We start from the raw sequence: 15,093 nt of genomic DNA on the forward strand, positions 1-15,093 counted from the left end.
TGAAGTATCAGGTCTAAAGTTTAACGTTTAGTCTGTTATCAAGATGGTCGATCTTTAAACATTAAACTTTAAACGTCAAACTATTTTATAAACTGTAACAGATTCGCGACGGCCGGTTCGGTCAGTTTCAAGAACGAGTTGGGAACCAGACCAATCCAGAAAACCATGATGCAAAGTGGAATGAACACCCAGCTTTCGCTGCCGGAGACGTCTTTGAAACCGGTCGTTATATCCGTGGTTTTGCCAAACATCGCCTTTTGGAACAACCGCAGCATGTAAACCGCCCCAAAAATGATGGTCAGACCGGCTACGGCACCCAGAATGTTGTTGTATTCGAACACACCGGCCAGCAGCAAAAACTCACCGACAAAACCGTTCGTCAGTGGCAGGGCTACACTGCCCAGCAGCAGAATCATGAAATACACCGTCAGTTTCGGCGTGTAACGAGTGATGCCGCCCATTTGGTCGAGCAGCCGGGTGTTGGTGCGCGACGCGATGATATCGGCCACGAAAAACATGCCGACCACGTTAATCCCGTGCGCCAGCATCTGCACCAGCGCGCCCTGAATACCATAGGACGTTTGCGAGAAAACCCCGGCAGCCATTAAACCGACGTGCGAAAAGGATGAATAGGCAATCAGGCGCTTGATGTCGCGCTGGCGAATGGCGATGATTGCGCCATACACGATGCCGATCACGGAGAGAACAATCGCCGTGGTTCCCCACATGTCAACACCTTCCGGAACAATGGGCAGCAACAGGCGAATGACGCCATAAACCCCCATTTTCAGCATAATACCGGCCAGCAGCATGGTAGCGGGTGTCGGAGATTCGACGTAGGTATCGGGTTGCCAGGTGTGGAAGGGGAAAACCGGCATTTTAATGGCAAAGGCGATGAAGAAAGCCCAGAAAATCCAGGTTTGCTCGGTTGCGCTCAGCGTCAGGTTATACAGATCCGTAATCGCCGACGAATGCAGACCGGCTGCGGTCGATGTTTTGAAGTACAGATAAACCAGCGCCACCAGCATGAAGAGACTCCCGAAAATCGTGTACACGAAGAACTTGAACGTGACCGCGATCCGGTTTTCGCCCCCCCAGGAAGCGGCCAGGAAGTAAATCGGAATCAGAGCTGCTTCAAAATACAGGTAGAACAAAAACGCATCCCGCGCCGTGAAAACCCCCATCAGGGCGGCTTGCATGAACAGAATCAGGGCGTAAAAAACCGCCGGCCGTTCGTAGGTATGGCGAAAAGCCGATAGAATGATCAGGGGAGTCAGGAGGCCGGTCAGCACCACCAGCAACAGACTGACGCCGTCGATCCCGGCACTGAAGCGAATGCTGCCCGCGGCAATCCACGGATAATCGAAGGCGAATTGCGACGTTGCGTCGGGAACAAAACTAAAAAAAGCGTAACCCGACAAGCCCAGTTCGACCAGAGCGCCCAGAAAAGCGATTTGTTTGGCCTGTTTCCCCCCAACAGCCAGCACCAGCAGGGCCGCCAGAATCGGAAAGAGCAGAATAGAAAGTGTAAGCATCTACTAGTTGTATGATAAGTGACTGTTGACCAATCCGCCCATGCACTAAAACTTGATAAAAAACCGCAGCCACAGAATGGTGGCAATACTGACGACCATCGCGAAAAGGTAGAAACCGATTGAACCGGTCTGCATTTTCCGCAACTGCCCCGACGTTTGTTTGACGCCCCAGCCGATGCCGTTCACGACGCCGTCGATGATAAACTCACCGAAACTATAGAAGGCATCCGACAAACCGCGGGTCGGTTTCACAATGATGGTTTCGTACAGTTCGTCAATGTAATATTTGTTATACAGCACTTTCTCGACCACCGGGCGATCGACTGTATCCGGCTCGGGCATCGTAACCCGCTGGATATACAGAACGTAGGCCACCACCAGCGACAAAATGGCGACACCCGACGAAATACCCATCAGCATATATTCTTCGCTGTGGGTCAGCAGGGTTTCGTTAAACGCTTCGGGTCTGACTTTGTGCGATAATTCAAAAATCGGGTTCAGGAATTCAGCCAGATGGGCGCTACCGCCCAGGGCTTCCGGCACATTGAAGAAACCGCCGATGACCGACAAAACCGCCAGCACCAGCAACGGAATCGTCATTGTTGCGGGAGATTCATGCAAATGTTCGCGCGTGTGCTCCGTGCCACGGAACCGTCCGAAGAAAGTCAGGAACAGCAGTCGGAACATGTAGAAAGAGGTCATGGCCGAGCCGATCACACCCAGAATCCAGAGGAATTTGTTGTGCTCGTAGACGTGCATCAGAATTTCGTCTTTCGAGAAGAAACCGGCGAACGGCGGAATACCGGAAATGGCAATGGTGGCAATCAGGAAGGTCCAGTAGGTAACCGGCAGGTATTTGCGCAAACCGCCCATTTTCCGGATGTCCTGCTCATCGGCCATCGCGTGGATCACGCTACCGGCACCGAGGAACAGCAAGGCTTTGAAGAAAGCGTGGGTCATGACGTGGAACATGCCGGACGTATAGCCCATCACGCTCAATCCGAGGAACATATACCCCAATTGACTAACCGTAGAGTAAGCCAGCACTTTCTTGATGTCGTTTTGAACCAGACCAATCGACGCAGCCAGCAAAGCCGTGGCGATGGCAATGCCGCCCATAATTTCGAGCGTAATCGGCGACAGGGTGTAAAGAACGTTCGAGCGAACTACCATGTAGATGCCCGCCGTCACCATTGTGGCTGCGTGAATCAGGGCCGAAACCGGAGTTGGCCCGGCCATAGCATCCGGAAGCCAGGTGTAGAGCGGAATCTGCGCTGATTTCCCCATCGCTCCGACAAACAGCAGCATCGTGATGGCAACGACCGTGGGATCGCTGACGGGAAAACCGGCCGCCTGTTCGAACACTTCGAGGTATTCGACGGTGCCGAACGCGCCCATGATCATGAAAATACCGAGCAGGAAACCGAGGTCCCCGATGCGGTTCATGACGAAGGCTTTCCGGGCCGCGTTGTTGTAACTCGTATTTTTATTCCAGAAACCGATCAGCAAGTACGAGCAAAGCCCGACGCCTTCCCAACCGATGAACATGACGACGTAGTTAGACCCCATCACCAGCAGGAGCATAAAGAACAAAAACAGGTTCAGGAAAGCCATAAACTTTCCGTAACCGTCGTCGTGTTTCATGTAGCCGATGGAATAGATGTGGATCAATGATCCGACACCGGTCACAATCAGCAGCATAATCAGCGAAAGCTGGTCGATCTGGAACGAAAATGGGATGTTGAAGTGGCCGACCGTGATCCAGTCGAACAAAACCGTTCGGATGGGGGCGGCATTCCCTAGTTCAGAAATGGTCGTAAAACCGTCGAACACCAGCAGAACACAGGCAAAAGCGGCCAGGGGGCCTAAAGCGCCGATGATTCCGACCAGACCCGCTGGCACCTTCCGAAAACCAATTCCATTAATAATGAATCCGATTAAAGGCAACAGCGGAATCAAGAGTATCAGTAAATCCGTCTGCATTTCTTAGAGCTATAGCGTTATTTTGAATGATGAATGATGAGTTATGAATTAAATACGTCAGCCCAACGTGTGGACGTCATCGTTCATCATTCATAATTCATCATTTATTAAAACTTACCACTTGAGTTTATTGAGCAAGCCGACGTCAATTGAACGGGTATTGCGGTAAATCATCACGATGATGGCGAGCCCAATGGCTACTTCGGCCGCAGCAACTGCCATGATGAAAAAGACAAAAACCTGACCGGTAGGATCGGCCCGGTAGGATGAGAAAGCAATGAGCATCAAATTGACAGAGTTGAGCATCAGCTCAATCGACATGAAAATGATGATGGCATTTCGCCGGGTCAACACACCGATAATGCCGATGACAAACAGCGCCGTGCTAATGATGAGGTAGTATTTCAAGTCGATCAGTTGGATCACTTCGGGTACTTGAATCGGCACTTGGGTTGGCTGCATACGACTCTGAAGTTCGATTACTACTGGTTAAGGCCTTGTTCCGGTTCTGGGTGAGCAGCGGAGAAGACCCGGCAAAGTTAAGTAATATTCCCGCTTACTCAAATGGTTTGGGAATTTGGAATGAGTACAGGTTACCGGACGGTTTTCTGCCGCGATCATCGTTTGTTAAACATCCGCAGTTTGATCTCCGTCAGTTTCCGTTTGGTGTCGAGCGGAAATTCACTTTTCAGAATCCAGTCGTAGAAAGACGGTTCTTTTTGCAGCACATCCACCACCAGCGTGCCTTTGTGTTTGCCAAAATTGACCACTTCCTTGCCTTCTTTGTTGTAGACCATGTGGCCCCGCAAATCGACGTTGTTGTTCAGCATCAGCTTGTTGAGAATATCGACATCGTTGCCAATGATGATTTCGTTGCCTTTTTCGTCGTTGACAATGGCGCCGTCGTAGCGAACCACCATCGACTCCAGCACCTCAAATGTGGCAACGGTATCGGCTTCCGCGCTGTGGGCGTTGATCAGGTCTTTGCCACAATAAAACTTGTAGGCGGCTTTCAACGTTCGCGGTTCCATCATATGAAAAATCCGTTGTACGTCGATCAGACGCCGGTTTTTGAGGTCAAAATCGACATTGGCGCGCAAAAATTCTTCTACTAACAGGGGAATATCGAAGCGGTTGCAGTTGTAACCACCCAAATCACAGCCGTCCAGAAACTGGGCCATGGAGCGGGCCACGGTTTTGAAGGTCGGTTCGTCTTTTATATCCTCGTCGTAAATACCGTGAATCAGACTGGTTTCGATCGGGATGGGAATCGTGGGATTGATGCGTTGGGTTTTGATGACGACCTCGCCATTGGGAAGTGCCTTGGCGATACTGATTTCAACAATCCGGTCTTTCATCGGGTCGATGCCCGTGGTTTCCAGATCGAAGAAAGCCAGTGGTTTTTTAAGAATGAGCGTATGCGTCATAGCCGGTTTACGTACGTGTACGGGATGTACGGCTGCAAAAATACGCAGGAGTATGGTCTTTGCCCTCCTGTAGTCACCGAATTAATTCAGTGACTACAGGAAGACCGGTTAATTTTCCCAGCCAAACGACCGTTCAACGGCTTTTTGCCAACCGCGATAAAACCGTTGCTGATCGGCTTCGGCCATCTGGGGCTCGAAGGTTCGGTCAACGCCCCAGTTCTGGCGTAGGTCGTCAAAATTGCTCCAGTAGCCCACCGCCAGACCAGCGGCATAGGCCGCGCCCAAGGCCGTGGTTTCGGTCATTTTCGGGCGAATCACCGGTACACCCAGCATATCGGCCTGGAACTGCATCAGTAATTCATTGACCGTCATGCCCCCATCGACCCGCAGCGAACTCAGTTCGATACTGGCGTCTTTTTCCATTGCCTGAACCACATCCAGCGTCTGGTAGGCCGTGGCTTCCAAAACCGCCCGTGCGAGGTGGGCTTTAGTAACAAACCTCGTCAAACCGGCAATGACGCCCCGCGCGTCGGCCTTCCAGTACGGTGCGTACAACCCCGAAAAAGCCGGAACGAAATACGCCCCGCCGTTGTCGGCCACGGTTCGCGCCAGGGTATCGACCTCGGCGCTGGTCGAAATCAGGCCGAGGTTATCGCGCAGCCACTGAACCAGCGCCCCGGCAATGGCTACGCTGCCTTCCAAGGCATAGTGAACGGGCTGATCACCAAACCGGTAGGCCACCGTCGTCAGCAAACCACAGGTCGAATGGCGCAGTTCGGTGCCGGTATTCATGAGCAGAAAACAGCCGGTTCCGTAGGTATTTTTAGCCTGGCCCGGTTCAAAACACGTCTGCCCGACCAAAGCCGCCTGCTGGTCGCCCAGAATACCGGCGATGGGAACGCCCGGCAGCACTTCCGAGGTCACGGTTCCGTAGACTTCACTGCTCGACCGGATTTGCGGCAGCATCGCCCGCGGAATGTCGAAGGCTTCCAGCAAGGCATCGTCCCACTCCAGCGTTTCCAGGTTCATCAACTGGGTCCGGCTGGCGTTGGTCACATCGGTGATGTGCTGCCCGTTGTAGATCCCGCCCGTCAGATGCCAGATCAGGAACGTGTCCATGTTGCCAAACAACGCCAGACCGCGCTCCGCATCGTCGCGCACTTCCGGTACGTTGTCCAATATCCACTTGATTTTCAAACTACTGAAATACGTGGCCATCGGCAATCCGGTGGCCGCCCGAAACCGGTCCTGCCCGGCTTCCTCAGCGTATTTGGCCACCAGATCGCCGGTGCGGGTGTCCTGCCAGACGAGGGCGTTGTAATACGGTTTTCCGGTTTTTCGGTTCCAGACCACGGTGGTTTCACGCTGATTCGTGATCCCGACGGCGGCAATGTCGCTGGCCTGAAGCTGGGCATTGATGCGGGCCCGCGCAATGACCTCCTGCGTATTGCGCCAGATTTCCTCCGGATCGTGTTCCACCCAACCGGGTTGCGGATAAATCTGGGAATGTTCTTTCTGTCCGATGGAGACGATGTTGCCCTGGCGATCAAAAACGATGCAACGGGTACTGGTGGTGCCCTGGTCGATGGCGGCTATGTAAGTGGGCATAAGGGGCTGAAATTCGGCTGATTTTAGGAATGATGCTGCAAAAAAGCCGTAATATAGGAATTTATCGCTATCGAATAGGATTTCGACAAATTCGTTAGCGAGATGATGGTAAGGAATAGAGTACGTGGAGAAGCAATTACCTTAACCGTCTTATTCTAATTTTGTGGGGAGTAATTGTCGTAGTGCAAAGCCGCAATGATAGAATGATCGATGTTTTCGTCTGCGATAATCATGCCGCCGACAAATCAATCATCTCTTCATTTGCCATTAAATCGGAAGCATACATCAACGCAGCCAAAACATCGGCTTCCTGCAAATGAGGATACATTCTCAGCAGATCGGGAATGGCTGCTCCTTCGGACATTTTACGCAAGATCAGTTCCACAGTAATTCGCGTTCCCTTGATCACCGGTTTTCCCAACATAATTTGATGGTCAGCAACAATTCTCTCTCTGTAGTTCATATTTCAAATTGGATATGTAAGTTTTATTAAAATTTGTATGTCAACAATTTTAACATGTCCAAAAATAACAAAAAGATATGACCCAGAAGCCAGAGAATTAATTCCGCGAAAAATACTGCACCAGCATGATGGTGACGGAAGTAAATACCGTACTGGCGACAATTTTTACCATGGCTGGCAGAAAAAGGAGGACGTTATTGGCTTCGATCAGGAAGAGCGCGAAGTGGTGGATGAAGGTGAGCATCAGGACGTAGTAAAAGAAATTGCGCGAACCCATTTCGTGAATCGAAAAGACAATCCGGCTGTCGAAGCCCCGCTGGGCCGCCTGAAACCGCACCACCGCCGGCCGAACGTAAGTCATCAATACCGTCGCGGCCGCGTGCATTCCGAGCGTGTTGTAAAACGTATCGACGATAATTCCGACCCCAAAAGCCGTCAGTAACGTAGCCGACAGGCTCATTTCGGCGGGCAATAACAAAATACAGGCCACGTAAACAAAGCAAAACGCCACATCGAACAGCACCAGATTCCGGACAATCAGAATCTGGAGGGCCAGGTACAACACAAACAGGAAAATGATGTTCAGTATTTCGCGTAACGTCATGGGTTTGTGTTGACTTTATCTCCGTTCCGGTTCGGTGGTTTCTTCCAGTTTTTCCTGTTCGCCCTGCAATTTATTCTCGACAACGTAAACGAAAGACAGGTTATTAAAATCCGTCCCCACGGACAGGGTGACATCGTGGAAAGTTTGATTGGGCATTTCGCCAACCCGGATGACGCGGCCCACCAGAAGCCCCGACGGGAAAATGGCGTTGTATTCCGACGTGACCACCGAATCGCCCCGGTACATTTTTGTGTTGCGCGAAATGTCCAGCATTTTCATCCGGGTCGGATTGATGCCATCCCATTTAACGGTCCCGATGACCCCGGCTTTCACCAGTTTGGAAGAAACCATGTAATCCGAATGCAGAATGGAAGTAACGATCGAAAGGTGTTCGGAACAAATTTTGACTTTGCCGACAACGCCGGTGGGCGAAATAACCCCCATGCCGGGTTTGATGCCATCGGCGCTGCCTTTGTCCAGCGTGATGTAATTGTTGGGGTGCTGCGTGGTGTTGTTGATCACCCGGGCCACTCGGTACTGAAACCGGGTGGCGAAAATCGAATCCGTCTGGTAGCTGGTAGGAGCTTGCGGTTTTTGCTGCTGAAGCTGGGTAACGAGCGTATTGAGCCGCCGGTTTTCTTCGGCCAGATCGGTGTTAACCTGCCGCAGCCGGGCATATTCCTGCGCCTTGTTCGACCAGTCCAGAATTTTGGCTGCGTAATAATTGGAAGTATTGAAATACCGAACGCTCCAGTAGTTATTGGTATTGATTATAAAATAAAAGCTCAGCACCTCGAGCAGAACAAACAAAATGATGTTCCGGCTTCGGACGATGAACTGGAATAACTCGAACATAGGGAGTTAAGAATTATGAGTTAAGAGTTAAGAGTTAAAAGTCAGCCTGCTTCAGCCAACCGCTGGGCGGCCCCGTCTTAACTCTTAACTCATCACTCTTAACTAATTAGGACGGATTTGTACATGTCGAGGTTTTTGATGACCTCGCCGGTTCCTTTCACGACGGCTTTCAGTGGATCGTCGGCCACGTGGATCGGCAGCTTGGTTTTGGCACCGATCCGCTTGTCGAGACCGTGCAGCAACGCGCCACCGCCCGTGAGGTGAATCCCGTTCGTATAAATATCGGCAGACAATTCCGGTGGCGAAATTTCCAGCGCCTTCATCACCGCTTCTTCAATCTTCGAAATGGATTTATCGAGGGCGTAGGCAATTTCGCTGTAAGTAACCTTAATTTCTTTCGGAATCCCGGTCATCAAATCGCGGCCCCGGATTTCGTAGTCTGCCGGTGGATTGTCGAGTTCGGGCAGCGCCGAACCCACCTCCATCTTGATTTGTTCCGCCGAGCGTTCGCCGATCAGCAGGTTGTGTTCCCGGCGCATGTAATCGACAATGTCGCGGGTGAACACGTCACCGGCAATCCGGATCGACTGTTCGCAGACGATTCCCGACAGGGCAATAACCGCAATTTCTGTGGTTCCTCCGCCGATGTCGACAATCATCGTTCCGTTCGGTTGGGTAATATCGATCCCGATTCCGATGGCTGCCGCAATCGGTTCGTGAACCATGTACACTTCTTTGGCACCGGCGTGTTCGGCAGAGTCCTTGACGGCCCGCTTTTCCACTTCTGTGATACCAGACGGAATGCAGATCACCATCCGGTGGGAGGGTGAAAACAGCCGGTTGCCCGTATCGATCATCTTAATCAACCCGCGAATCATCAGCTCAGCGGCCGTAAAGTCGGCGATGACACCGTCTTTAAGCGGGCGGATTGTTTTGATATTCTCGTTCGTCTTTTCGTGCATTTGCATCGCCTTGTGACCAATCGCCAGGACTTTCCCATTAATTTTGTCCATAGCGATGATCGAAGGCTCATCCACCACAATCCGGTCTTTGTGAATAATCAGCGTATTGGCGGTACCGAGGTCAATCGCAATATCGCTTGAAAGAAAGTTAAATAGTGCCATTCGTTATTTTCGTGCAAGCACGGTGTAGCTCCTGTTTTTGGAGGTGCAAAAATATACATAATTCGAGACAACTATCGCTAAATAATTGGATTTTTATTATTTTTTATCCATGGGGGTTGTTTACTAAAAAAACGACGGTTTGGAACACCGGGCCGGGTTGTTCAGAATATCATTCCCCCGGGATACATTAGCGTAAAACTGTTACCTTTGCGGGGCTATGGGAATCCGATCAGTATTGAGCAAGCCACTGGCGCAGTTTGTCGTACAGCGGCAAAAGGAGTGGATGCACCGACCGGGCGAGACGCAGCAACGGTGGTTTCAGGCCCTGCTCGAGGGGGCCAAAAATACCGCTTTTGGCCGCGATCACCGGTTTAAAGACATTAACTCCTACCCCGAATTTCGGCAGGCCGTTCCCATCCGCGACTACGAAGACCTCAAACCGTATATCGAGCGGATTCTGGCCGGTGAGTCGGATGTATTGTGGAAAGGGAAGCCGGTTTATATGGCCAAAACGTCCGGAACCACTTCCGGCACAAAGTACATTCCGATCACCAGAGAGTCGATTCCCAACCACATCAACTCGGCCCGCGACGCCCTGCTGAACTACATTCACGAAACCGGAAAGGCGGCTTTTCTGGACAAGAAGCTGATTTTTCTGTCGGGCAGCCCCGAATTGGTCGTCAAAAACGGCATCAACATCGGGCGGCTTTCCGGTATTTCCAACCACCATGTTCCGGCCTACCTACGCACCAACCAGTTGCCGTCGTACGAAACCAACACTATTGAGGACTGGGAAAACAAACTGGAAAAGATCATCGACGAAACGCTGACGCAGCCGATGTCGCTGATTTCGGGCATTCCGCCCTGGGTGCAGATGTATTTCGACCGGATTCAGGCGCGAACCGGGAAGAAGATCAAAGACGTTTTCCCCGACTTTTCGCTGTTTGTCTACGGGGGTGTCAACTTTGAACCGTATCGGGCGAAATTGTACGAATCCATTGGCAAGAAAATTGATAGCATCGAAACCTACCCGGCTTCGGAGGGCTTCATTGCCTATCAGGATACGCAAACGGAAGAAGGGCTGCTGATGATGCTGAACAGCGGTATTTTCTTCGAATTCATTCCTGCGGAAGACTATTTTTCCAAAAACCCGCGCCGGCTGACCATCGAGCAGGTCGAACTGGGCAAGAATTACGCCGTGGTCATTCACAACAACGCCGGTTTGTGGGGCTATTCGCTGGGCGATACCGTTAAGTTTGTTTCGAACGATCCGTATCGGCTGCTGGTGACGGGGCGCATCAAGCACTTTATCTCGGCCTTTGGCGAACACGTCATCGGCGAGGAAGTTGAAAAAGCCTTGTACTACGCGATGGAGCAACACCCCGAAACGGAAGTGGTCGAATTCACCGTGGCCCCGATGGTTTCGCCCCGCGAAGGACTGCCTTATCACGAGTGGTTTGTTGAATTTGCGACGCCACCGCACAATGCCGAAGCCTTCGTCCGCGACCTCGACCGCCGGTTGACCGAATTGAACGTGTATTACAAAGATCTGATTTCGGGCAGCATCCTGCGGCCCCTGAAGCTGACGGTTTTGCCCCGCGAAACGTTCCGGAATTACATGAAGTCGCAGGGCAAACTGGGAGGGCAGAACAAAGTACCCCGGTTGTCGAACGACCGGATGATTGGGGAAGGGTTGTTACAGACGATGCAAACGGTATAGAGATGGAAACAAGCATTAATCCTGCCGACCATTTGGCAACCCTTCCAGACCATATTCAGTCCCTTATTAAGGCAGTAAAATCAAGGCTGGAAACCTGGTATAAAAGTCGGCTTGATCGAATTATTTTATATGGTTCTTATGCGCGTGGCGATTACCATGAGGAATCTGACATTGATCTACTTATCGTATTGAAAGACAAAAACGTATCAAGATTACAAGAGATCAACGACCTTGTTGCCTTAAAATTTGATTTGATGATCAGCAACAACATACTATTGTCGACAAAGGCCGTTACTGAAAGCGATTATAAAAATAGACCAAACGCGATCTATTATTTTATCAGACGTGAAGGCATTGTATTATGAAAGATGCCATCCGGTTACGGATTTAAAACATTATAAGAATAATAACAGACTATGAAAATAACCGGGATTGAAATCGGTGAATATCGTCAGTTCAAGAATATTAAGTTTGATTTTACGTATCCGGCAGGGCATGCGAAAGCAGGACAGCCATTGGATAAGGTGTGTTTTATTGGGCAGAGCGGGACGGGGAAGACGACTTTGCTGAATATTGTCTGGGATTTTTTTAAAGTAATCAGTACCACCTTTTCACCAAAAATAAGCAGAACTATTTTTGCTAATAAAAATTTTAGCAAGACCTTTCAAACTATAAAGATCCATAGTATTCATAATGAAAATAAAATCAGTTTAAGTAATCGTTTTATAGACGAAAGCCTTAGCTGGCTAACTGAAGAACAACAGTTCTTATCTCCCTCTTCCAATTTCCTCATGCTTATTGAACGCCCTAAGTACAGCGGTTTAAAAGACCTTATAAGCTCAGGATGTTTATGCTTGTACATTGATGAAGCAGCTGTGAGTTCATCTAAAAACCTTCTTGAAGAACGAGAAATAGAGCGGGACGTGGTTAGTAAAAAAAATGAGGTAGACGAACTATTTGATATTTTCGATACTAAAATTAACACTTCAATATTAGGTCTAAGCGATCACCCTTCCGAGCTTTTATGGTCAACCTTATTAGGAGAAATAGATAAATATGATAATAGCTTGAAACAATTTGCAGCCAATTTGGTCAGCAAAAACTCATTCAGTAGAGATCGCTTGATCAATCAAATAAGTCAGTGGCAAAAAGAGCATCCTAATCCAAGAGCTGACTTAGCAGAAAACTGTTTAAATCAGATTTTGCGTTTATTTCACTTAGAAGTAGATACAGAAGGTACAGAGTCCCGACTTGTTTTAAAAACAAAACAAGGAGAGCATATCGGTGGCAAATATTTAAGTACAGGTACTAAACAGCTAATATCTACCTCGATTCCTATTTATAAAATAAACGTTAGTCAAGGAGTTATTCTCTTTGATGAGCCCGAACGCTCTCTCTTTCCCGACATTCAGCGCGAATTAATTACACACTATACTTCATTAGCCCCAACCGCACAATTCTTCTTCGCCACTCATTCACCAATCATCGCTTCCGCTTTCGAGCCCTGCGAGCGGTTTATTCTTTATTTCGATGAAAACGGCGAAGTAAAATTTCGTAACGGTGTGGCACCCGAAGGCGATGATCCGAATGATATTCTAAGTGCAGATTTTGGATTGGACGAACTCATGTTGCCGAAGGGTTTGGAAGCATACGACAGATATCGGAAGTTGGGTGTTGAGATCAGGAATGAGAAAGATCCCAAACGCAAAGATGAATTGATTGTCGAACGCGCTCAGTTAGGCGATTCATATAAATTTTGACCCTCATGCGACAAGTACTAAAGTCGACTGAGTCGAAAATAATTGAACGCAAGTTGACCTACAAAGAAGGTAATAATGATGAGTTGAGACAATTGTTGGGGGATGAGCAACATTGCCTTTGTGCATACACAGAAACGTATCTTGGTCCCTCCGACGACGCCCATATTGAACATTTCAACCCATTATTTAAGGGGCGGACTGAAGACGGGTATTCCAATTGGTTTTTAGTTAAAAGTCTTTGGAATACAAGAAAAGCTAAAAAATGGGCTGATTACCAACCCATCCTTCATCCAACTGCGGAAGATCTGGAACGCAGAATACTATACATTAATGGTGATTACGTTGCGTCTGACCCCAACGATCTCGAAGCCCTGAATCTAATCCGGCTGTTGGATTTGGACAATGCAAGACTGGCTGATCAACGCAAGCGTTACATAAGGCTAAAAAAGCAGGAGATTAAGGATGCTAACAAATCCAGCCAGCAGTTTTTAGATGATCTGCTACTGAGTTATCCCGAAGGTGTTTACTTTATCCGTGCCATCGAAGAAGAATTGCAGGTAAAAGTTAACTTTGATCTGCTTGAAAAATTATGACTAACCCCAAACGCCATATCGCCATTCTGGGCTCCACCGGCTCCATCGGAACGCAAACGATCGACGTGATTCGCGCCCATCCCGATGCGTTCGAAGTCGAAGTGCTCGTGGCCAACAACAATGCCGAACTGCTGATCGAACAGGCCGCGCTGGTACGCCCCAATGTGGTGGTGATCTGCAACGAAGACCGCTACGACCAGGTGTTTTCGGCGCTCGATCCGCTGGGCATCAAGGTCTATGCCGGTGCGGCAGCGGTTTCGTCGGTGGTGCAGATGGAACGCATCGACATCGTGCTGACGGCCATGGTCGGCTACGCGGGTTTGCTGCCCACCATCAAAGCCATCGAAGCCGGGAAGCACATCGCCCTGGCCAACAAGGAGACCCTCGTGGTGGCTGGCGAACTGATTACCAAACTGGCGCAGGAAAAAGGCGTCAACATTCTCCCCGTCGATTCGGAGCATTCGGCCATTTTTCAGTGCCTGGCCGGTGAACTGCATAATCCGATCGAGAAGATCATTCTGACCGCTTCGGGCGGGCCGTTCCGGGGAAAAACACGGGAGTTTCTGAAAACCGTTACCAAAGCCCAGGCGCTGAAACACCCGAACTGGACGATGGGTGCCAAAATCACCATCGACTCGGCCACGCTCATGAACAAGGGGCTGGAGGTCATCGAAGCCCGGTGGCTGTTTGGGCTGGAACCGTCGCAGATCGAGGTGATCGTTCACCCCCAGAGCATCATCCATTCGATGGTGCAGTTTCAGGATGGCAGCATCAAGGCGCAGATGGGTTTGCCCGACATGCGGCTGCCGATTCAATGCGCGCTGGCGTATCCGTACCGGCTGCCCTCCGATTTTCCGCGCTTCGACTTCACGAAATACCCGTCCTTCACATTCGAACAGGCTGATCTTGAAACATTTCGTAACTTGCAACTCGCTTTTGACGCGCTCGGACGGGGTGGCAACGTTCCCTGCATCGTCAACGCGGCCAATGAGGTAGCGGTGGAAGCCTTTTTGCACGACGAAATCGGGTTTCTGGAAATCTCCGAAATCATTGAAGAAGGCATGCAGAAAGTAGCTTACATAGCCCGGCCAACCTACGAAGACTACGTTCGGACGGACGAAGAAACCCGGCGCATTGCCACCGCCCGAATTAAAAGTTTCGTTTAATTGTTTCCCGATAAAAGCGAATTAATTCGTGGCTTTTCGGAAGTTTTTTAACTACGCAACGTTATCTACGTATGGATTTTTGGGTTTGGTTTATCATTGGGTTGGTGATTGGCTTCGTTCTGCTCAAGGTATTTCGAAGAGAAAATAAAGGCCGACCTTAAAAATAAGGAGAGTATGCTGCTGATCAATCAGGCCTTCTGGAGTGGGTTTATCGAGGCCCTTGTGGTCTGTTCAGTCATTTATGGCATTACCTAC

General features: G+C 49.8%; 14 protein-coding genes. 5 read left to right on the forward strand and 9 right to left on the reverse strand.

Annotated elements, in window-relative coordinates; genetic code table 11:
* Positions 1 to 80 precede the first annotated feature (80 nt).
* From ACS5NO_RS17065 to ACS5NO_RS17105, 9 genes are all read right to left on the reverse strand, one after another.
* The gene (locus ACS5NO_RS17065) at positions 81 to 1,535 is read right to left on the reverse strand and encodes a complex I subunit 4 family protein (protein WP_439416291.1); all 1,455 of its coding nucleotides are present in this window, start codon (positions 1,533 to 1,535) and stop codon (positions 81 to 83) included.
* A gap of 45 nt (positions 1,536 to 1,580) precedes the next feature.
* A complete protein-coding gene (gene nuoL, locus ACS5NO_RS17070; protein ID WP_439416292.1) occupies positions 1,581 to 3,518 on the reverse strand; it encodes an NADH-quinone oxidoreductase subunit L in 1,938 nt (645 codons plus the stop codon).
* A 114-nt stretch (positions 3,519 to 3,632) separates the two neighbouring features.
* Positions 3,633 to 3,980 carry an NADH-quinone oxidoreductase subunit NuoK gene (gene nuoK, locus ACS5NO_RS17075; protein WP_114404536.1) on the reverse strand — a complete coding sequence of 116 codons (348 nt, stop codon included), beginning with the start codon at positions 3,978 to 3,980 and terminating at the stop codon, positions 3,633 to 3,635.
* A 155-nt stretch (positions 3,981 to 4,135) separates the two neighbouring features.
* Positions 4,136 to 4,945 carry a 3'-5' exonuclease gene (locus ACS5NO_RS17080; RefSeq protein WP_114404537.1) on the reverse strand — a complete coding sequence of 270 codons (810 nt, stop codon included), beginning with the start codon at positions 4,943 to 4,945 and terminating at the stop codon, positions 4,136 to 4,138.
* Between the two features lie 108 nt (positions 4,946 to 5,053).
* A complete protein-coding gene (gene glpK, locus ACS5NO_RS17085) occupies positions 5,054 to 6,553 on the reverse strand; it encodes a glycerol kinase GlpK (protein ID WP_439416293.1) in 1,500 nt (499 codons plus the stop codon).
* Between the two features lie 229 nt (positions 6,554 to 6,782).
* Positions 6,783 to 7,016 carry a DUF433 domain-containing protein gene (locus ACS5NO_RS17090; protein ID WP_439416294.1) on the reverse strand — a complete coding sequence of 78 codons (234 nt, stop codon included), beginning with the start codon at positions 7,014 to 7,016 and terminating at the stop codon, positions 6,783 to 6,785.
* Between the two features lie 97 nt (positions 7,017 to 7,113).
* Positions 7,114 to 7,620: a hypothetical protein gene (locus tag ACS5NO_RS17095; protein WP_439416295.1), complete on the reverse strand. Its 507-nt coding sequence runs from the start codon at positions 7,618 to 7,620 to the stop codon at positions 7,114 to 7,116.
* 15 nt (positions 7,621 to 7,635) lie between these two features.
* Positions 7,636 to 8,475, reverse strand: coding sequence for a rod shape-determining protein MreC (mreC, locus tag ACS5NO_RS17100; protein WP_150878221.1), 840 nt, complete (start codon positions 8,473 to 8,475; stop codon positions 7,636 to 7,638).
* Between the two features lie 98 nt (positions 8,476 to 8,573).
* Positions 8,574 to 9,599, reverse strand: coding sequence for a rod shape-determining protein (locus tag ACS5NO_RS17105; RefSeq protein ID WP_114404541.1), 1,026 nt, complete (start codon positions 9,597 to 9,599; stop codon positions 8,574 to 8,576).
* Between the two features lie 217 nt (positions 9,600 to 9,816).
* On the opposite strand from ACS5NO_RS17105, the gene ACS5NO_RS17110 reads away from it, so the two are divergent.
* Genes ACS5NO_RS17110 through ACS5NO_RS17130 form a run of 5 tightly spaced genes read left to right on the forward strand, consistent with a single transcriptional unit; the run spans position 9,817 to position 14,838 of the window.
* Positions 9,817 to 11,319, forward strand: coding sequence for a GH3 auxin-responsive promoter family protein (locus tag ACS5NO_RS17110; RefSeq protein ID WP_439416296.1), 1,503 nt, complete (start codon positions 9,817 to 9,819; stop codon positions 11,317 to 11,319).
* Positions 11,320 to 11,321: 2 nt separating this feature from the next.
* The gene (locus ACS5NO_RS17115) at positions 11,322 to 11,684 is read left to right on the forward strand and encodes a nucleotidyltransferase domain-containing protein (RefSeq protein WP_439416297.1); all 363 of its coding nucleotides are present in this window, start codon (positions 11,322 to 11,324) and stop codon (positions 11,682 to 11,684) included.
* Positions 11,685 to 11,735: 51 nt separating this feature from the next.
* Entirely contained in the window at positions 11,736 to 13,079 is a 1,344-nt protein-coding gene (locus tag ACS5NO_RS17120) for an AAA family ATPase (RefSeq protein WP_439416298.1), read from the forward strand.
* Positions 13,080 to 13,084: 5 nt separating this feature from the next.
* Entirely contained in the window at positions 13,085 to 13,672 is a 588-nt protein-coding gene (locus ACS5NO_RS17125) for an HNH endonuclease family protein (protein ID WP_439416299.1), read from the forward strand.
* Positions 13,669 to 14,838 carry a 1-deoxy-D-xylulose-5-phosphate reductoisomerase gene (locus ACS5NO_RS17130; RefSeq protein ID WP_150878213.1) on the forward strand — a complete coding sequence of 390 codons (1,170 nt, stop codon included), beginning with the start codon at positions 13,669 to 13,671 and terminating at the stop codon, positions 14,836 to 14,838. The genes ACS5NO_RS17125 and ACS5NO_RS17130 overlap by 4 nt, the downstream gene beginning before the upstream one ends.
* The last annotated feature ends 255 nt before the right edge of the window (positions 14,839 to 15,093 follow it).

The sequence above is a fragment of the Larkinella fluvii genome (assembly GCF_051857545.1).
GTDB lineage: Bacteria > Bacteroidota > Bacteroidia > Cytophagales > Spirosomataceae > Larkinella.